Annotated in this window: 16 protein-coding genes; 10 read left to right on the top strand and 6 right to left on the bottom strand. The window is 63.3% G+C overall.

From position 1 onward, the window contains the following. Positions 1-163: 163 nt before the first annotated feature. The 6 genes from FJW08_RS12900 to FJW08_RS12870 all read left to right on the top strand — a co-directional run bounded on the left by FJW08_RS12900 (position 164) and on the right by FJW08_RS12870 (position 6,354). Positions 164-2,458 carry a bifunctional salicylyl-CoA 5-hydroxylase/oxidoreductase gene (locus FJW08_RS12900; protein ID WP_140810871.1) on the top strand — a complete coding sequence of 765 codons (2,295 nt, stop codon included), beginning with the start codon at positions 164-166 and terminating at the stop codon, positions 2,456-2,458. After that, positions 2,455-3,228, top strand: coding sequence for an SDR family NAD(P)-dependent oxidoreductase (locus tag FJW08_RS12895; RefSeq protein WP_140810870.1), 774 nt, complete (start codon positions 2,455-2,457; stop codon positions 3,226-3,228). Before FJW08_RS12900 ends, FJW08_RS12895 begins: the two co-directional genes overlap by 4 nt. Continuing rightward, entirely contained in the window at positions 3,222-3,692 is a 471-nt protein-coding gene (locus tag FJW08_RS12890) for a MarR family transcriptional regulator (protein WP_140810869.1), read from the top strand. The genes FJW08_RS12895 and FJW08_RS12890 overlap by 7 nt, the downstream gene beginning before the upstream one ends. After that, positions 3,689-4,501, top strand: coding sequence for an enoyl-CoA hydratase family protein (locus FJW08_RS12885; RefSeq protein WP_140810868.1), 813 nt, complete (start codon positions 3,689-3,691; stop codon positions 4,499-4,501). The genes FJW08_RS12890 and FJW08_RS12885 overlap by 4 nt, the downstream gene beginning before the upstream one ends. Before the next feature lie 231 nt (positions 4,502-4,732). Then, on the top strand, positions 4,733-5,881 hold the full coding sequence (locus FJW08_RS12875) for an acyl-CoA dehydrogenase family protein (RefSeq protein WP_140810867.1): 1,149 nt from the start codon (positions 4,733-4,735) through the stop codon (positions 5,879-5,881). A 77-nt stretch (positions 5,882-5,958) separates the two neighbouring features. Continuing rightward, complete coding sequence (locus tag FJW08_RS12870) at positions 5,959-6,354, top strand: RidA family protein (protein WP_140810865.1); 396 nt, start codon at positions 5,959-5,961, stop codon at positions 6,352-6,354. Positions 6,355-6,377: 23 nt separating this feature from the next. Here the strand turns inward: FJW08_RS12870 and FJW08_RS12865 are convergent, their stop codons facing one another. Next, positions 6,378-7,469 carry an LLM class flavin-dependent oxidoreductase gene (locus tag FJW08_RS12865; protein WP_140810864.1) on the bottom strand — a complete coding sequence of 364 codons (1,092 nt, stop codon included), beginning with the start codon at positions 7,467-7,469 and terminating at the stop codon, positions 6,378-6,380. Between the two features lie 120 nt (positions 7,470-7,589). On the opposite strand from FJW08_RS12865, the gene FJW08_RS12860 reads away from it, so the two are divergent. The 4 genes from FJW08_RS12860 (at position 7,590) to FJW08_RS12845 (ending at position 11,810) form a co-directional block, all read left to right on the top strand. Next, a complete protein-coding gene (locus FJW08_RS12860; RefSeq protein ID WP_140810863.1) occupies positions 7,590-8,366 on the top strand; it encodes an HpcH/HpaI aldolase/citrate lyase family protein in 777 nt (258 codons plus the stop codon). Positions 8,367-8,786: 420 nt separating this feature from the next. Next, positions 8,787-9,584 carry an ABC transporter substrate-binding protein gene (locus FJW08_RS12855; protein ID WP_140810862.1) on the top strand — a complete coding sequence of 266 codons (798 nt, stop codon included), beginning with the start codon at positions 8,787-8,789 and terminating at the stop codon, positions 9,582-9,584. 157 nt (positions 9,585-9,741) lie between these two features. Next, on the top strand, positions 9,742-10,416 hold the full coding sequence (locus FJW08_RS12850; protein WP_127870695.1) for an amino acid ABC transporter permease: 675 nt from the start codon (positions 9,742-9,744) through the stop codon (positions 10,414-10,416). A 131-nt stretch (positions 10,417-10,547) separates the two neighbouring features. Continuing rightward, positions 10,548-11,810 carry a cysteine desulfurase-like protein gene (locus tag FJW08_RS12845; protein ID WP_181182911.1) on the top strand — a complete coding sequence of 421 codons (1,263 nt, stop codon included), beginning with the start codon at positions 10,548-10,550 and terminating at the stop codon, positions 11,808-11,810. 26 nt (positions 11,811-11,836) lie between these two features. Here FJW08_RS12845 and FJW08_RS12840 read toward each other — a convergent pair whose 3' ends face one another. The 5 genes from FJW08_RS12840 to FJW08_RS12820 form a co-directional block, all read right to left on the bottom strand. Next, a complete protein-coding gene (locus FJW08_RS12840; protein WP_140810860.1) occupies positions 11,837-12,667 on the bottom strand; it encodes a dipeptide ABC transporter ATP-binding protein in 831 nt (276 codons plus the stop codon). After that, positions 12,664-13,521 (bottom strand): ABC transporter ATP-binding protein, encoded by an 858-nt coding sequence (locus tag FJW08_RS12835; RefSeq protein WP_140810942.1) that lies wholly within the window; start codon positions 13,519-13,521, stop codon positions 12,664-12,666. Before FJW08_RS12835 ends, FJW08_RS12840 begins: the two co-directional genes overlap by 4 nt. Positions 13,522-13,523: 2 nt before the next feature. After that, positions 13,524-14,378, bottom strand: a complete 855-nt coding sequence (locus tag FJW08_RS12830) for an ABC transporter permease subunit (RefSeq protein ID WP_181178453.1) — start codon at positions 14,376-14,378, stop codon at positions 13,524-13,526. 70 nt (positions 14,379-14,448) lie between these two features. Beyond that, positions 14,449-15,456, bottom strand: a complete 1,008-nt coding sequence (locus FJW08_RS12825) for an ABC transporter permease subunit (protein ID WP_140810858.1) — start codon at positions 15,454-15,456, stop codon at positions 14,449-14,451. A gap of 50 nt (positions 15,457-15,506) precedes the next feature. Further along, positions 15,507-17,099, bottom strand: coding sequence for an ABC transporter substrate-binding protein (locus tag FJW08_RS12820; protein ID WP_140757964.1), 1,593 nt, complete (start codon positions 17,097-17,099; stop codon positions 15,507-15,509). Positions 17,100-17,510 lie beyond the last annotated feature (411 nt).

Below are 17,510 nucleotides of genomic sequence, written 5' to 3'. Positions count from 1 at the left end.
GTTCGGCTCGATGGGAGCGGCCTCGGCGGATACGCCTGAAGGTCGTCACGGCAAGCGCGCGACCCACGTCCGCATAATCATTTCGACATAAAACTTTAAGCTTGAAATATCTTGCCGCCGGCGCGATACTCGATATGCAGCAAGCGAAGAGGAGAGCGCACGGATGAAGGTTGCGGTTCTCGGCGGCGGACCAGCCGGCCTCTACTTTGCCATTTCAATGAAGCTGAGGGACGCCGCGCACGAGGTGACGGTTTTCGAGCGCAACCGCGCCGACGACACGTTCGGCTGGGGCGTCGTGCTGTCGGCCGAGACGCTCGACAATCTTGCGAAGAACGATCCGGTCAGCGCCGTCTGGATCAAGAAGCATTTTGCCTATTGGGACGACATCGCCGTCATCCATGACGGCGTGCGCACGGTCTCGTCAGGCCACGGCTTCTGCGGCATCGGCCGCAAGCGCCTGCTGGTTCTCTTGCAGCGCCGCGCCCGCGAACTCGGCGTCAAGCTGATGTTCGAAACCGACATCGCCGATCCAAAACCCTATATGGAGACCCATGATCTGGTCGTCGCCGCCGACGGGTTGAACTCCAGGGCGCGCAACAGCTTCGTCGATATCTTCAAGCCCGACATCGACACGCGCAAATGCAAGTTCGTCTGGCTCGGCACCAACCAGAAATTCGACGACGCCTTCACCTTCATCTTCGAGAAGACCGAGCATGGCTGGGTGTGGGCGCACGCCTACCAGTTCGACAGCGAGACCGCGACCTTCATCGTCGAGTGCAGCGAACAGACCTGGGCCGCCTTCGGCTTCGGCGCGATGACGCAGCAGGAGTCCATCGCGGTGTGTGAGCGCATCTTTGCCAAACATCTCGGCGGCCACGCGCTGATGACCAACGCCAACCATATCAGGGGCTCGGCCTGGATCAATTTTCCGCGCGTGCTGTGCGAGCGCTGGTCCTACAAGAACCTCGCGCTGATGGGCGACGCGGCCGCCTCGGCGCATTTCTCGATCGGTTCCGGTACCAAACTCGCGCTGGAAAGTGCCGTGGCGCTGGCCGACTATGTCGAGACCGAACCGGACCTCGAGGCCGCGTTCCGCAAATATGAGGATGCCCGCCGCACCGAGGTGCTGAAGCTGCAGTCGGCGGCGCGCAATTCTCTGGAATGGTTCGAGGAGGTCGAACGCTATCTCGGTCTCGATCCGGTGCAGTTCAACTATTCGCTTTTGACCCGTTCGCAACGCATCAGCCACGAGAATCTGCGGCTGCGCGATGCCGAATGGCTGGGCGGCGCCGAAGAGTGGTTCCAGCGGCAGGCCGGTGCCGGCGGCAACAGGCTGCGTCGGGCGCCGATGTTCGCGCCCTTCAAGCTCCGCGACATGGTCCTCAACAATCGCGTCGTCGTTTCGCCGATGGCGCAGTACAAGGCCGTCGACGGCTGCCCGACCGACTGGCATTTCACCCATTATGCCGAGCGCGCCAAGGGCGGCGCCGGGCTCGTCTATATCGAGATGACCTGCGTCAGCCCGGAAGGACGCATCACGCCCGGCTGCCCCGGCTTCTACGCGCCCGAACATGAGATGGCATGGAGGCGGCTGGTCGACTTCGTCCATACCGAAACCGAAGCGAAGATATGCGCCCAGATCGGCCATTCCGGCGCCAAGGGTTCCACCCGAGTCGGCTGGGAAGGCACCGACGTGCCGCTGGTCTCGGGCAACTGGCCTGTCATGGCGGCATCGGCCGTTGCGTGGTCGCCTGAGAACCAAGTTCCGAAGGCGATGAACCGCGCCGACATGGATTTGGTGCGCGATCAATTCGTGGCCTCAGCCGAGATGGCCGATCGCTGCGGCTTCGACATGCTCGAAATCCACGCCGCGCACGGCTATCTGCTGTCGTCGTTCATCACGCCGGTCACCAACCGGCGCACGGACGCCTATGGCGGTCCGCTGGAAAACCGCATGCGCTATCCCCTCGAAATCTTCCACGCGGTGCGCGCCGCCTGGCCGGCGGGAAAACCGATCTCGATGCGCATTTCGGCCAATGACTGGGTCGGCATCGAAGGCGTGACGCCGGCAGATGCCGTCGAGATCGCGCGGATGCTGCACGAGGCCGGCGTCGACATCTGCGACGTTTCGGCCGGCCAGACTTCTGTGTTGGCAAAGCCGGTCTACGGACGCATGTTCCAGACGCCGTTTTCGGACCGCATTCGCAACGAGGTCGGCATGGCGACGATGGCGGTCGGCAACATCTTCGAGCCCGACCACGTCAATTCGATCCTGATGGCTGGCCGCGCCGATCTGGTGGCGCTGGCGCGGCCGCATCTCTCCGATCCCTACTGGACGCTGCATGCGGCGGTGACGCTCGGCGACCGTGGCGTCAAATGGCCGGATCCCTATCTCCCCGGGCGTGATCAGATTTACCGACTGGCCGAGCGCGACGCGGCCGCGGGGCTGAAAGTATGACGGCCGCGACGACGATTCCCGGCAAGCACGCGCTGGTCACCGGTGGTGGCTCCGGCGTCGGCCGGGCCATCGCGCTCAATTTGGCCGAGGCTGGTGCCGACGTGACCATATGCGGGCGCCGCGAAGCTGAGCTCGCCAAGCTTGCCAGCGCAAACGGCCACATCCATGGCATCGTCGCCGATGTCACCAATGAGGTGGCGATGGCATCGCTTTACGAGACGGCAGAATCCGCGCGCGGGCCGTTCGACATCGTCGTCGCCAATGCCGGCATGGCCGGCAGTAGACCGGCGGACAAGACCTCGCTGGCCGACTGGCAGCGAACGCTCGACGTCAATCTGACTGGAGCCTTCCTGACGGTGAAACCAGCGCTGGCCGGCATGGCCGCGCGCAAGGCAGGCCGCATCGTCTTCATCGCATCGACCGCCGGACTGAAAGGCTACGCCTATGTCGCGCCTTACGTCGCGGCCAAGCATGGCGTCGTCGGCCTGATGCGGGCGCTTGCCGCCGAGATGGCGAAATCCGGCGTCACCGTCAATGCGGTGTGTCCGGGCTTCGTCGAGACCGACATGTTGGAGGAATCCATCCAGCGCATCATCGAAAAGACCGGCCGCTCGGCTGGCGAGGCGCGAGCCAGCCTCGCCTCGACCAATCCGCAAGGCCGTTTCATCCAGCCGCAGGAAATTGCCGAAGCCGTGCTGTGGTTGTGCGGCGACGCGGCGGCGTCGATCACCGGACAGGCGATTTCTATCTCGGGAGGTGAAACATGGTAGCCGGCCCCCTGCCCGTGCCATCGGGACCCGGCAAGGACCGGCTGCGTCTTTGGATCAGGCTGCTGCGCGCCTCGCGTACGATCGAGTCCGAACTGCGCGAACGGCTAAAGAGGGAATTCGATACAACCCTGCCGCGCTTCGACGTCATGGCCGCGCTTTACCGGGCGCCGGAAGGCATGCTGATGAGCGACCTGTCACGCTTCCTGCTGGTGTCCAACGGCAATGTCACCGGCATTGTCGACCGGCTGGTGTCGGAAGGGCTGGTGGCGCGTGCGCGCCGCAATGGCGACCGCCGCACCTCGATGGTGCGGCTGACCGACGAAGGCACGAAGTCCTTCGCCACCATCGCCGCCGCGCATGAGGGCTGGATCGGTGAATTGCTGGGCAAGGTCAGCGAGGAGGATGCGCGCCGGCTGACCGGCATGCTGACCTCGTTCCGCAGCAACTGGGAGGGACGCGAATGACTGCAATGGCCGGCCTGAAGCCGAAGCATTTCCTGTGGGAGGTCGAGGGCAGGATCGCCAAGATCCGGCTCGACCGGCCGGAGCGCAAGAATCCGCTGACTTTCGACAGCTATGCCGAGCTACGCGACACGTTCCGCGACCTCGTCTATGCCGACGATATCGACGCCGTGGTGTTCCTGTCCAATGGCGGCAATTTCTGCTCCGGCGGCGATGTCCACGACATCATCGGTCCGCTGGTCAAGATGGACATGAAGCAACTTCTCGCCTTCACCCGCATGACCGGCGATTTCGTCAAGGCGATGCTCAATTGCGGCAAGCCGATCCTCGCGGCGGTGGACGGCGTGGCGGTCGGCGCCGGCGCCATCATCGCCATGAGTTCGGACATCCGCATCGCCACGCCGGAAGCCAAGACGGCGTTCCTGTTCACCCGTGTCGGCCTTGCCGGCTGCGACATGGGCGCCTGCGCGATCCTGCCGCGCATCATCGGCCAGGGCCGCGCCGCCGAACTGCTCTACACCGGCCGCACCATGACGGCTACGGAAGGCGAGCGCTGGGGGTTCTACAACAGGCTGGTCGATGCGGCGGCTCTCGAGGCCGACGCGCTGGAGACGGCGGCACGGATCGCCTCCGGCCCGACCTTCGCCCACGGCATCACCAAGACGCAGCTCAACCAGGAATGGTCGATGAGCCTCGACCAGGCGATCGAGGCCGAAGCGCAGGCGCAGGCAATCTGCATGCAGACGCGCGATTTCGAGCGGGCGTACCTGGCTTTCGTGGCCAAGGAAAAGCCGGTGTTCGAGGGAAATTGAGGATGGGCGTTCTATCGGAGACGTTGGCGGGACAGCGCCCCCCTCTGTCCTTCCGGACATCTCCCCCTCTAGGGGGGAGATTGGCTGTCACGTATGCTTTCGCAAACCGCCAACGTCGCAGAAAGGGCGCCGCTGCCGACACTGCCAATCTCCCCCCTAGAGGGGGAGATGTCCGGCAGGACAGAGGGGGGCGCCGTAGAGCACTAATCTTGAAGTACCGCGGAGGCAGACATGCCTGACCGCTCTTTCCTCAACTGGCCTTTTTTTGAAGACCGCCATCGCATACTCGCCGAGCACCTAGACACTTGGTGCGCGAAAAACCTGCCCGTCGATCATCATGACGTCGATCCCGCCTGCCGTGAACTGGTGGCTAAGCTCGGCAAGGACGGCTGGCTGAAGCCGACGGCGCTCGACACCGACAATCCGGGACCGCTCGACGTACGCACGCTGTGCATCACGCGCGAGACGCTGGCGCGCCATGATGGGTTGGCAGACTTCGCCTTCGCCATGCAGGGGCTCGGCACCGGCGCGCTCAGCCTGTTCGGCACGCCGGACCAGCAGCAATGGCTCGCAAAGACACGCGCCGGCAAAACGATCTCCGCCTTTGCCCTGTCGGAGCCGCGCTCCGGATCCGATGTCGCCAACACCGAGATGACAGCGACGCGTGACGGCGACAGCTACGTTCTCACCGGCGAGAAGACCTGGATCTCCAATGGCGGCATCGCCGATCTTTATGTTGTCTTTGCCCGCACGGGAGAGGCACCGGGCGCCAAGGGGCTTTCGGCCTTCATCGTGCCGGGAGACGCCAAGGGCCTCGGTATCGCCGAACGTCTCGAAGTCATCGCGCCGCATCCGCTGGCGCGGCTTTCGTTCGGTCAGGTCCGGCTGCCTGCCTCTGCGCTGATCGGCAGGCCGGGCGACGGTTTTCGCATCGCCATGTCGGTGCTCGACGTGTTCCGCTCGACGGTCGGCGCGGCGGCGCTCGGCTTTGCCCGCCGCGCGCTCGATGAAAGCATCAAGCGCGTGGCCGAGCGCAAATTGTTCGGCGCGCCTATGGCCGAGTTGCAGATGGTGCAGGGCCATGTCGCCGACATGGCGCTCGACATTGATGCGGCGGCGCTGCTGGTCTATCGCGCCGCCTGGACCAAGGACATGGGCGCCGCGCGGGTGACGCGCGAGGCGGCGATGGCCAAGCTGTTCGCCACCGACAAGGCGCAGGAGGTCATCGACAAAGCAGTGCAACTGCATGGCGGCGACGGTGTCCGCAAAGGCCACATCGTCGAGAGCCTGTATCGCGAAATTCGCGCACTGCGCATCTATGAGGGAGCATCGGACGTGCAGAAGGTGGTGATCGCGCGGCAGGTGATGGGCGAGGCCTGAACAGGTCGCGTTGATGGATTGGATTGTTTTGAAACGCGGATATTGCGGACCCGATATTGGATAGGCGGAGAGACGACATGCACGAGATCCTGCAGCCGGAAGGCTGGGCAAAACCGGTCGGCTACGCCAATGGCATAGCCGCGCGCGGCAGGCTCGTCTTCGTCGGCGGACAGGTCGGCTGGAACGGGCAATGCCAGTTCGAGACCGACGATTTCGCCTGCCAGGTGCGGCAGACGCTCCAGAACATCGTCGCGGTGCTGGCCGAGGCCGGCGCGGAGCCACGGCACATCACCTCGATGACCTGGTATTTTACCGACAAGGCCGAATATCTCGGCAACCTCAAGGGGATCGGCGAGGCCTATCGCGAGGTGATCGGCCGACATTTTCCGGCCATGGCCGCCATGCAGGTGGTGGCGCTGGTGGAAGACCGCGCCAAGGTGGAGATCCAGGCGACCGCCGTCGTTCCGGAATAAAGAATTCGTCTCTCCGGAATATTTTATTCGCGAAGTCCGGCCTGCCTCAGCAAGGGCAGCACGTGGTCGCAAAAATAGGGCAATTCCTGCGTATAGTTGACGAAGGACAGGGCGATACCTTGATAGCCGTGCGCGGCAATGGCGGCCATCTCGGCGGCAATCGTCTGCGGCGTTCCAACCAGCGGATAGGTGCCGGCGCCGCCGGCGAAACGCTGGCGGTAGCGGTCATAGGCATGCGGGTCGTGCGACTGCGAGAATTCCTTCTTGCCGGCCATATGCGCATCGACCGCCTCGTGATCGGCCAGATCGACGGCATATCTGTTATAATAGGCCTGCGCTTCTTCCATGGTCGGGCGGCAGACGACATGGGCCACGGTGTAGACGCCGACCTCGCGGCCCACCTTGTCGGCCCGCTCGCCGATGTCGGCGACATGCTTGCCGGCATCGGCGATCTCGGAAAAGGTCGTGAACAGGTAGTCGCAGTGGGCGGCGGCGAAATCGCGGCCCGGGCCGCCGAAAGCGGCATTCATGGTCACCGGGCGCGGAACCTGCAGGCTGGCCGGCCGGCTGACCGCCTGGGTGAGGTGATAATAGGTGCCTTCATAGTCGAGCGGCTCCGCCGACGCGTAGAGCTTCTCCAGAATTTCGATCCATTCAGCCGCCTGGTCATAACCCTTCTCGACCAGCGGCGTGCCGAACATGCCGAACTCATTCGGGTTCCAACCGCAGACGATGTTCAAACCGGCACGGCCCTGGCTGATGTGGTCGACCGTCGCCAGCGCCTTGGCGGCATAGAGCGGATGCACCAGCGGCACATGCACGGTCATGAACAGGCCGATCCGGTCGGTGGCCACGCCGAGCGCCGCCGCCCAGGTGAAGGTCTCGAACGACGATTCTCGTACCTTGTTGCGGCCGCCAAAGCCGCGCCAGCGAGCGATCGGCAGCAGGAACTCCAGCCCGGCGCGGTCGGCGATCCGGGCTGCGGTCAGATTGTCCTGCCAGCTCGCCGTCCAGCGCTCCGGCACATCCGATATGGCAAGGCCACCATCGGCGTTGGTCGAGAAGACGCCAAGCTTCAGTTTGTTGGAGCCATGCAACGGATGTGCTTTGTTCATGTCGCGACCTCCCGGCGAAGATCGCACGCTACGGCTCCGCGAAAATATTTCAAGCATGAAATAGCTTCGCCTCGCGCTGGTTTGCCGATATGAATTTGGCGGGATGAAAAAGGGATCGGCATGAGCGAGTTCCGCCAGAAATGCATCGGCAAGACCAGCCTCGTCGGCTCCTTCGCCGCCATTCCTCACCCCGTCGCGGTCGAATTGCTGGCGCTGTCCGGCCTCGATTTCCTCTGCATCGACTGGGAGCATGCCCAGATTTCCCGCGACATGGTCGAGAGCATGGTACGCGCCGCCGATGTGCATCGCGTGCCGGCGATGGTGCGCGTTCCCGGACATGCGCCCGAAGCCATCCAGGCGGCATTGGACAGCGGCGCGCAAGGCGTGCTGGTGCCCCGCGTCTCAACACCGGCACAGGCGGCAATGGCGGTGAAAGCGGCCCGCTATCCGCCACGCGGCGAACGCGGCGTCGGACCCGGCCGCGCCGCCGGTTATGGCTATCGCATTCCCGAATACCTGGCCGGCGCCAATGACAGGACCGTCGTGGCGCTTCAGGTCGAAACTTCCGAGGGATTGGCCAACATCGAGGCGATCGCCAATGTCGACGGCGTCGACATGATTTTCGTCGGCCCCGGCGATCTCTCCGTGTCGATCGATGCGATCGGACCGAAGGGCGCCGACAAGCTCACGGATGCGATCCGCAGGATCATCGGCGTGACGATCGCTCACGACAAGACCTCCGGCATATTTTGCGCCAGCCCGCAGACCGTCGGCCAATGGGCAGCCGTCGGCGCCAGCTTTTTCGTCCTGGCCAGCGACACGATGTTTCTCGGTGCGGGCGCCGCGGCCAACTATGCCGCCGCCCGGGCCGAACTGGCACGGGAAAACCCGCGCTAGCGCCCAGCCGAGCGGCAAGCCGGACAAGTTTTTTAAGCTTAAAACTTTTGCCTTGAAAAGCGCTGCACTTTGGATAAGCATTCAAGATCGATGGCGGCCGTCGGGCTGGCGGGTTTCCGGGCATTTCATCGTTCTGCTCCGGGTAGGAGAGGTTTCAGTCCTTGTCGTTTGTGCTGCCCCAATCATCGTCCAGCGCGCCCTACGCCTGTGATGCGTGCGCCCAGGAATCCGCATACCGAGACCATCGCCAACCTTGCCGCGCGCATGAATGCCTACGCGACGGTGACCAGATTGCAGCCACGCTCGAGCCCATGGTCGCCATCATGAATTGACGCCCCGCTGGGAGGCGGGACGGCAACAAACCGTGCGGGGCAGCCCGCCCGATCAACAACCAGAGGGAACACCCCAGAGGGACCACCAATGAACCTGACCCGTCGCAATCTCATCCTTTTCGCAGCGGCAATCGGCATCGCCGCCGGACCGGCCACCTCCTATGCCGCCGATGTGCTCAATGTCGGCGCCTACCCGACCAACCCGCCCTTCGAATACAAGAACGAGAGCGGTACCTTCGAGGGTTTTGAGGTCGACATCGTCAACGAGGCGGCCAAGCGCGCCGGCATGACAACAGACATCGCCGATCTCGGCTTCCAGGCACTGTTCGCCGCGACCACTTCCAAGCGCATCGACGTCGCCATCTCCTCGATCACGATCACGCCGGAGCGGCTGAAGTCGCAGTCGTTCACCCAGCCCTATTATGATTCCGACATGGGCATCGCCACCAAGACCGACAGCGCGGTCAATGCCGAGGCCGACCTCAAGGGCAAGATCGTCGGCGTGCTCTCGGGCTCGACCGGCGAGACCTGGGTCAAGGCGCACCAGGACGCCGACGGCTTCAGCGACGTGAAGGGCTATGACACGCAGCAGAACCTGCTGCTCGACCTCAGCGCAGGCCGTGTCGACGCCGCCGTCAGCGACATTCCCGGCATGGAATATTCCTTCACCAAGATGAAGGACCTGAAGGTCAAGCAGCGCATCAAGACCGGCGAGCAGTACGGCCTGATGATGACCAAGGATCATCCGCTGCTCGGCAAGCTCAACGACGCGCTGAGCGCGATGAAGAAGGACGGTACGCTGGCCGCCATCCACAAGAAGTGGTTCGGCAGCGACGCCCCGGCCGATTCCTCGACCGTCAAGGAAATGCCGCTGCCCAAGGCCTGAGCCGCGATCGACAGGACGGAAGGCGTGCCGGCTCCGAAAGGATCGGCCGTTTTCACGCATAACCTTCCCGGGACCAGCATCCGTTCGGCAAAGCCGATCTTGATCCCGGGACGGCTCTCTGGCGTCAGATGACGCAACACCGTTCGGGAATGCTCCGATGTCGCTGATCGACACTTTCTTCAACGCAGACGTCATCGCGTCGAGCCTGCCGGCGCTGCTGCGCGGCTTCCTGAACACGCTGCTGCTCGGCCTGCTCAGCATCGGCATAGGCATTCCCATCGGCCTGGTGATCAGCCTGTTGCGGCTCTATGCGCCGAAGCCGCTGCGCTGGCTGGCGGTCGGCTACACCGACATCTTCCGCGCCTTGCCCGTTCTCGTCGTGCTGATCCTGATCTACTATGCGCTGCCTTTCCTCGGCATTCGCCTGTCGTCCTGGGCTTCGGCGGTGACCGCGTTCGCCATCATCATGTCGGCCTACTCGGCGGAAGTGTTCCGCTCCGGCATAGAGAGCATTCCGCGCGGCCAGTTCGAGGCCTCGCAGGCGCTCGGTCTGCCGTTCCTCTTGACCTTGCGCAAGGTGGTGCTGCCGCAGGCGGTGCGCGTCGTCATCCCGCCGATGACCAGCAACTGCGTCTCGATGTTCAAGGATACATCGCTGGCCTCCACCGTGGCGCTGCCGGAACTGCTGAAGGAAGCGACCAACGCGCAATCGCTCTACGCCAACCCCTCGCCGCTGATCGGCGCGGCGCTGGTCTATCTCATCTTCCTCTGGCCGATGGTTCGTCTCGTCAGCCTGCTTGAAGCCCGCTTCAAGGACGAGAAAGCCCGCTAGAGCGGTTCAGTGTTCGTTGGAATCGCCGAACCGCTCTAACTCTTTGTTTTCACGCAATTCCGGACGGAAAACCGCTACGCACTTTTCCTGGAATTGCTCTAGCCACCACAATCACTTCGCAGGAGATATTCTTGAGCAATCCCCAGGCCACCGGCGGCTTTCCCGTCGACACCATCCGCGTCATGTTCCCTGCCCTGCAGCGGGCCGGCGATTTCATCTTCATGGACAATGCCGCCGGCGCGCAAATCCCGCAGAGCGTGCTCGACGCGGTGACCAACCACCTGGTTTCGCACAATGTGCAGCGCGGCGGCCGCTATGGCCGCAGCGTCACCGTCGACCAGTCGGTCGCCGATGCTCGGACAAGCGTCGCCTTGCTGATCAATGCCTACAGCCCGGCGGAAATCTGCTTCGGCATGAACGCCACCTCCTTCATCCGCCTGGTCAGCCTCGGCATCGGCCAGATGCTGCAAGAGCGCGATGAGATCGTCATCACCGACATGGACCACGATGCAAACATCGCCACTTGGCTGGCGCTGGAATCCGCCGGCGCCAAATTCAAGTGGTGGCGCATGCGCGAGGACGGCAATCTGCATGTCGACGATTTGCGTCCGCTGGTCTCCGATCGCACCCGCCTCGTCGCTTGCACGGTGACGGCGCATTCGATCGGCTCGATCGTCGATGTCGCCTCGGTGGCTAAAATCGCGCATGCGGCCGGCGCCGAAGTGTTCCTCGACTGCGTGCATTACGGGCCGCATGGACTGATCGACGTGCAGGCCTGGGATTGCGACTACCTCGTCTGTTCCGGCTACAAGAATTTTTCGCCGCATATGGGTTTCCTGTGGGGCCGCTTCGAAACGCTGAAGCGCCTGCCGACCTTCCGCGAGGACTTCATCCCCAACGAGCCGCCCTACAAGGTCGAGGCCGGCACCTTCATCTATGAGAACGTGTCCGGCATGGATGCCGCCGTACAGTACCTGGAACTGATCGGCCGCAATCTCGCGCCGTCCAACAACCGCTCGCGGCGCGAGAATATCGTCGCCGGCATGGGCGCCATCCGCGACTATGAGCTGGTGCTGGCGCGCGAGATGATGAGCGTGCTGAAGAACTGCGGCGCGACCATCTACGGTGTCGCCGACGACGCCCGCATCAACGAGCGCGTGCCGACCTTCTGCTTCAACATCGGCAAGCTGTCGCCACAGCGGATCGTCGAGGAAATGGCCGAGATGCAGATCGGCATCCGCGACGGCCACATGTACGCGCCCCGCCTGATGAACCGCCTCAACCTGTCGATGGACAGCGGCGCCATCCGCGCCTCGCTGGTGCATTACAACACGGTCGAGGAGATCCACAAGTTCGGCGAGGCGCTGCGGGCAATCATTGCGAAGCTGTCGTAACCGGATGGGCCGTGCCTGACCTCCGGTCAGGCCGCCTTCTTCTTCGCCAACCTCGCCTTGATCGAGGCAACATCGGCGCGCGGCGTGGCGGCGAACAGCGTCCTGGTGTAGCTGTGCTTGGGGTCGGCAAAGACCTCGTCGCGCGAGCCGTATTCGACGGCCTCGCCGAAATACATCACCATCACGTCGTCGGCGATGTAGCGCACCACGGAGAGGTCGTGGCTGATGAAGACATAGGTCAGCTGGAATTCGTCCTGCAGGTCGGCGAGCAGGTTGAGCACCTGCGCCTGCACCGACAGGTCGAGCGCAGAGACCGGCTCGTCCAGCACCAGCAGGCTGGGGTTGAGCATCAGCGCGCGGGCAATGGCGATGCGTTGGCGCTGGCCACCCGAGAACATGTGCGGATAGCGGTTGTAGTGCTCGTGGCCGAGGCCGACCTTCTTCAGCATCTTCATGGCGAGGTCGCGCCGTTCGGCGGCCGGCTTGTCGGTGTTGATCAGCAGCGGCTCGCCGAGCACGTCGCCGATCTTCTGGCGCGGGTTCAGCGAGCCATAAGGGTTCTGGAAGACGATCTGCACCTTGCGGCGCATCTCCTTCGTCAATCCGCCCTTGGCGATGTCGACCTTGTTGCCGTCGATGAACAATTCGCCCGACGTCGCGGGATCGATCAAGGTGACAATGCGGGCGAGCGTGGACTTGCCGCAGCCGCTTTCGCCGACAATGGCCAGCGTCTTGCCCTTGTCCACCGTGAAGGAGACGCCCTTGACCGCGTGCACGGTGCGCGGTCCGGTGAACAGGCCGCCGCCGATATGGTAGTCGCGAACGATGTTCTTGCCTTCGAGGACCGTCGTGCTCATGCGGAGGCTCCCGCTACCGAGGGGGCCGGCTCGAACAGCATGTCGGACACGGTCGGCAGCCGGTCGCCGACGGCGTTTTCCGGCAGCGCCGACAGCAGTGCGCGCGTGTAGTTGCTCTTCGGCGATTCAAACAGCGACAGCACGTCGGCCTCTTCCATCTTGCGGCCCTTGTACTGGACGATGACGCGATCGGCGGTCTCGGCCACCACGCCCATATTGTGGGTGATCATGATCAGGCCCATGCCGTATTTGGCCTGCAGCGAAACGAGCAGATCGAGGATCTGCTTCTGGATGGTGACATCGAGCGCTGTCGTCGGCTCGTCGGCGATCAAAAGCTTCGGATTGCAGGCAATGGCGATCGCGATCATGACGCGCTGGCACTGACCGCCGGACATCTGATGCGGAAACGAACTCAGCCGTTCTTCCGGATCGGCAATACCGACCAGCTTCATCAGTTCGATGGCGCGGGCGCGGCGCTGTGCTCGGTCCATGCCCATGTGGAAGCGCAGCACTTCCTCGATCTGGAAGCCGACCGTGAAACACGGGTTGAGGCTTGCGATCGGCTCCTGGAAGATCATCGAGATGTCCTTGCCGACGATCTTGCGGCGCTCGGACGGGCTGAGCTTCAACAGGTCGACGCCGTCGAAGGCCATGCGGTCGGCCTTGACCGTCGCGGTGTTGGGCAACAGCCCCATCACCGCCAGCATCGATACCGACTTGCCGGAGCCGGACTCGCCGACGATCGCCAGCACCTCGCGCGGCTCGATCGAAAGGTCGATGCCTTGCACGGCCATGAATGGCCCGGCGGCGGTGTCGAAGGAAACGGTGAGGTTCTTGATCTCGAGCAGAGGCATGCTCACGACCTCTTCAGCTTGGGGTCGAGGGCGTCGCGCAGGCCGTCGCCGATCAGGTTGATGGCAAAGACCGTGATCAGGATGGCGAGGCCCGGGAAAGTCACCACCCACCAGGCGCGCAGGATGAACTCGCGCGCTTCGGCAAGCATCGTGCCCCATTCGGGCGTCGGCGGCTGGGCGCCCATGCCGAGGAAGCCGAGGGCGGCGGCCTCGAGAATGGCGTTGGAGAAGGACAGCGTCGCCTGCACGATCAGCGGTGCGATGCAGTTGGGCAGGATGGTGACCAGCATCAGCCTGACATGGCTGGCGCCGGCGACCTTGGCCGAGACCACATATTCGCGGGTCTTCTCCGCCATCACCGCGGCGCGGGTGAGCCGGGCAAAGTGCGGCTGCAGCACGAAGGCGATGGCGATCATGGCGTTGACGAGGCCGGGGCCGAGCACCGCGACCAGCACCAGCGCGAGCAGCAGCGACGGGAAGGCCAGGATGATGTCCATGATGCGCATGATCAGCGTGTCGACCCAGCCGCGGCAGTAGCCGGCAAGCAAGCCGAGGATGACGCCGGAGATCAGTGCCGTGGTGACGACGACGAAACCGATGGCGAGCGAGAAGCGCGAACCGTAGATAAGGCGCGAAAGCATATCGCGGCCGACGGCATCGGTGCCGAGCAGGAACTGCGCGTTGCCGCCCGCCTGCCAGGCCGGCGGCGTCAGGAAGAAGTCGCGGAACTGATCGTCCGGCGAATGCGGGGCGAGCAGCGGCGCGAAGATGGCGACAAGGATCAGCAGGGCGAAGACGACGAGGCCTATCACCGCGCCCTTGTTGATGGAGAAATAGTGCCAGAATTCGGCGAACATCTGCAGCCGCGCGTCCCGCGGTTCGACGACGGTCGCGGCTTCGATGGTGGCTGGGCCTTCATTGGTCATGTCAATTCGCCCGGATACGCGGGTTGATGACGGCGTAGAGCACGTCGACGATAAGGTTCACCGACATGACGATCAGCGCGATCAGAAGCAACCCGCCCTGCACGGTGAAATAGTCGCGCTTGGAAATAGCGTCGATCATCCACTTGCCGATGCCGGGCCACGAAAAGATGCTCTCGGTCAGGATGGCGCCGGTGAGCAGCGTGCCGACCTGCAGGCCGATGGTGGTGACGACCGGGATCAGCGCATTGCGGAAGGCATGCAGGCCGATGACACGGCGCGGCGCCAGGCCCTTGGCGCGCGCGGTGCGCACATAATCCTCGCCCAGCACTTCGAGCATGGCCGAGCGCGTCTGCCTGGCGATGACCGCCAGCGGAATGGTGCCGAGCACGATGGTGGGCAGGATGAGGTGCGACACCGCCGAGCGGAAGGCGCCCTTCTGGCCCGAGATGAGGGAATCGATGGTCATGAAGCCGGTCACCGGCTTGAAGAAGTAGAGAAGGTCGATGCGGCCCGAGACCGGGGTCCAGTGCAGCATGCCGGAGAAGACGATGATCAGCAGCAGCCCCCACCAGAAGATGGGCATGGAATAGCCGGCGAGCGCGGTGCCCATGGTCAGCTGATCGAACCAGGAGCCACGGCGGATCGCGGCGAAGATGCCGAAGGCGACACCGAAGATGACGGCGAAGATCATGGCGAAGATGGCGAGTTCGACCGTGGCCGGGAACCGCACCAGGAAATCCTTGAGCACCGGTGTCTTGGTGGAAAACGAGGTGCCGAAATCGCCGCTGAGGATGTTGGTCAGATAGGTCAGATACTGTTGCCAGATCGGCAGGTCGAAACCGAACTGATGCATCAGCGCCGTGTGGCGTTCGGGCGACAGGCCACGTTCGCCCGCTAGCACCAGCACCGGATCACCGGGCAGGATGCGCACGAAGCCGAAAGCGAGGATGGTTATCCCGACGAAGGTCGGGATGATGAGGGCGAGCTTACCGAGGATGTAACGCAGCATGGCGGGCGAGGTGGGGCGGCGCCCTGTGGCGCCGCCCCGTTTCGCGAACCTTATTCGGCGATATCGACGCCGTCAAAGCGGTGGATGCCGAGCGGATCCATCGCAAAGCCGGAGACTGTCTTCTGCATCGGCATGAACACCTTGGAATGGGCCAGCGTCGCCCACGGTGCCTGCTCCTTGAAGATGACCTGTGCCTGTTCGTAGAGCTTGGTGCGCTCGGCCTGATCGGAAACCGTCTTGGCCTTGTTGATGAGCGCATCGAAGTCCTTGTTGCACCATTCCGCGCGGTTGTTCGAACCGACGGAAGCGCAGCTCAGGAGCACGCCGAGGAAGTTGTCCGGATCGCCGTTGTCGCCGGTCCAGCCGACGATGACGGCGCCGTCGTGATCGACCGCCGAAGCGCGCTTGAGGTATTCACCCCAATCGTAGCTGACGATGTTGACGGTGACGCCGACCTTGGCGAAGTCGGCCTGGATCAGCTCGGCGGTGCGGCGCGCGTTCGGCATGTACGGACGCGACACCGGCATGGCCCAGACGTTCATCTTGAGGTCCTTGACGCCAGCCTCTTCAAGCATCTTCTTGGCCGCGTCCGGATCGTACGGATCGTCCTTCACGTTCTTGTTGTAGGACCACATGGTCGGCGGGATCGGGTTGATCGCCACCTGGCCCGCGCCCTGGAACACGGCGTCGATGATGGCCTTCTTGTTGATGGCCATGTTGAGCGCCTTGCGGACGCGCACGTCGTCGAACGGCTTCTGCTGGGTGTTGTACATCAGCGCGCCGACGTTGAGGCCTTCCTGCTCCGCGACCGTCAGGTTCGGATCAGCCTGCAGGCCTTTAATATCGGCTGGCGCCGGGTAGGACATGATGTTGCATTCGCCGGCCTTCAGCTTCTGCGCGCGCACCGCCGGATCGGTGGTGATGGCGAAGACCAGATCGTCGATCTTCTGCTTGCCGCCCCAATAGTCCGGGTTGGCCTTGTAGCGGATTGCGGCGTCGGTCTGGTAGTCGACGAAGATGAAGGGGCCGGTGCCGACCGGCTTCTGATTGAACAGTTCAGGCGTCTTGTCGGCCTGCAGCTTGTCGGCATATTCCTTCGAGACGATCGAGGCGAAATCCATGCCCAGCGTCGGAATGAAGGTGATTGCCGGCTCCTTGAGGGTGAACTTCACCGTCAGGTCGTCGACCTTCTCGACCTTGGTGATGTTGTCGCCGAACTGGTCATTGTAATACTGATAGGCGATGCCCGGTATGTACTGGAACCAGGGGCCGTTCTTGTCGACCTGGCGCTGGAACGAAAACACCACGTCGTCGGCGTTCATGTCGCGCGTCGGGGTGAAATAGTCGGTGGGCGCGAACTTGACGCCCTTGCGCAGCTTGAAGGTATATTCCTTGCCGTCGTCGGAAATCGCCCAGCTCTCAGCCAGGCCGGGCGAGACCGAGGTCTTGCCGTGATCGAATTCGACGAGGCGGTTGAAAACGGTACGCGAGGACGCATCGAACGTCTGTCCCGCGGTGTACGGTGCCGGATCGAAACCTTCCGGCGACGCCTCCGCGCAATAGACCAGAGTTTTCGCGTTGGCCACGCCTCCCAGGACGCTTGCAGCCAGCAACGCGGCTGCAAAAGTCAATTTCTTCTTCATTGAGCACTCCCTGATGTTCTGCCAAGCCCCTCTATCAGGCTCGCGAAGCGCGCATATAAGCACCGTTTTTCCGGCTTTGGAACACCCCGTTTGCTTACCCCTCGGGAAGCAGAAAAAGAATCCGCGATTTCGCTAAACGGCAGAAAAAATTAGCAGTTCTTTCTATTCACGATATTATTAACGACCGCATTTTTTTATTGATCCGGCGGCCAGCGACCAAGGTGCCGCGCGCCGTCTTCATGCGGCCATCGATGCGGAAAGATGCCGGTTCCAAATGCAGCCGGCGGGAACGATTTTCGGCGGCAAGTCTTTCGGCGTCTTGCCGCAAGGGCAAGACTTGCACCGCCGCCGATAGTGGCAATACATAGATGGACAACGAGCGGCGGCGGAGGACGTGTCCATCAATCCGGA

The organism is Mesorhizobium sp. B3-2-1, assembly GCF_006439515.1.
Lineage (GTDB): Bacteria > Pseudomonadota > Alphaproteobacteria > Rhizobiales > Rhizobiaceae > Mesorhizobium.
This window is presented reverse-complemented; position numbering and strand designations above follow the sequence as displayed.

Coding starts and splice junctions, on each gene's coding strand:
- FJW08_RS12900 (WP_140810871.1), top strand. CDS start 164: ATGAAGGTTGCGGTTCTCGGCGGCGGACCAGCCGGCCTCTACTTTGCC.
- FJW08_RS12895 (WP_140810870.1), top strand. CDS start 2,455: ATGACGGCCGCGACGACGATTCCCGGCAAGCACGCGCTGGTCACCGGT.
- FJW08_RS12890 (WP_140810869.1), top strand. CDS start 3,222: ATGGTAGCCGGCCCCCTGCCCGTGCCATCGGGACCCGGCAAGGACCGG.
- FJW08_RS12885 (WP_140810868.1), top strand. CDS start 3,689: ATGACTGCAATGGCCGGCCTGAAGCCGAAGCATTTCCTGTGGGAGGTC.
- FJW08_RS12875 (WP_140810867.1), top strand. CDS start 4,733: ATGCCTGACCGCTCTTTCCTCAACTGGCCTTTTTTTGAAGACCGCCAT.
- FJW08_RS12870 (WP_140810865.1), top strand. CDS start 5,959: ATGCACGAGATCCTGCAGCCGGAAGGCTGGGCAAAACCGGTCGGCTAC.
- FJW08_RS12865 (WP_140810864.1), bottom strand. CDS start 7,469: ATGAACAAAGCACATCCGTTGCATGGCTCCAACAAACTGAAGCTTGGC.
- FJW08_RS12860 (WP_140810863.1), top strand. CDS start 7,590: ATGAGCGAGTTCCGCCAGAAATGCATCGGCAAGACCAGCCTCGTCGGC.
- FJW08_RS12855 (WP_140810862.1), top strand. CDS start 8,787: ATGAACCTGACCCGTCGCAATCTCATCCTTTTCGCAGCGGCAATCGGC.
- FJW08_RS12850 (WP_127870695.1), top strand. CDS start 9,742: ATGTCGCTGATCGACACTTTCTTCAACGCAGACGTCATCGCGTCGAGC.
- FJW08_RS12840 (WP_140810860.1), bottom strand. CDS start 12,667: ATGAGCACGACGGTCCTCGAAGGCAAGAACATCGTTCGCGACTACCAT.
- FJW08_RS12835 (WP_140810942.1), bottom strand. CDS start 13,521: ATGCCTCTGCTCGAGATCAAGAACCTCACCGTTTCCTTCGACACCGCC.
- FJW08_RS12830 (WP_181178453.1), bottom strand. CDS start 14,378: ATGTTCGCCGAATTCTGGCACTATTTCTCCATCAACAAGGGCGCGGTG.
- FJW08_RS12825 (WP_140810858.1), bottom strand. CDS start 15,456: ATGCTGCGTTACATCCTCGGTAAGCTCGCCCTCATCATCCCGACCTTC.
- FJW08_RS12820 (WP_140757964.1), bottom strand. CDS start 17,099: ATGAAGAAGAAATTGACTTTTGCAGCCGCGTTGCTGGCTGCAAGCGTC.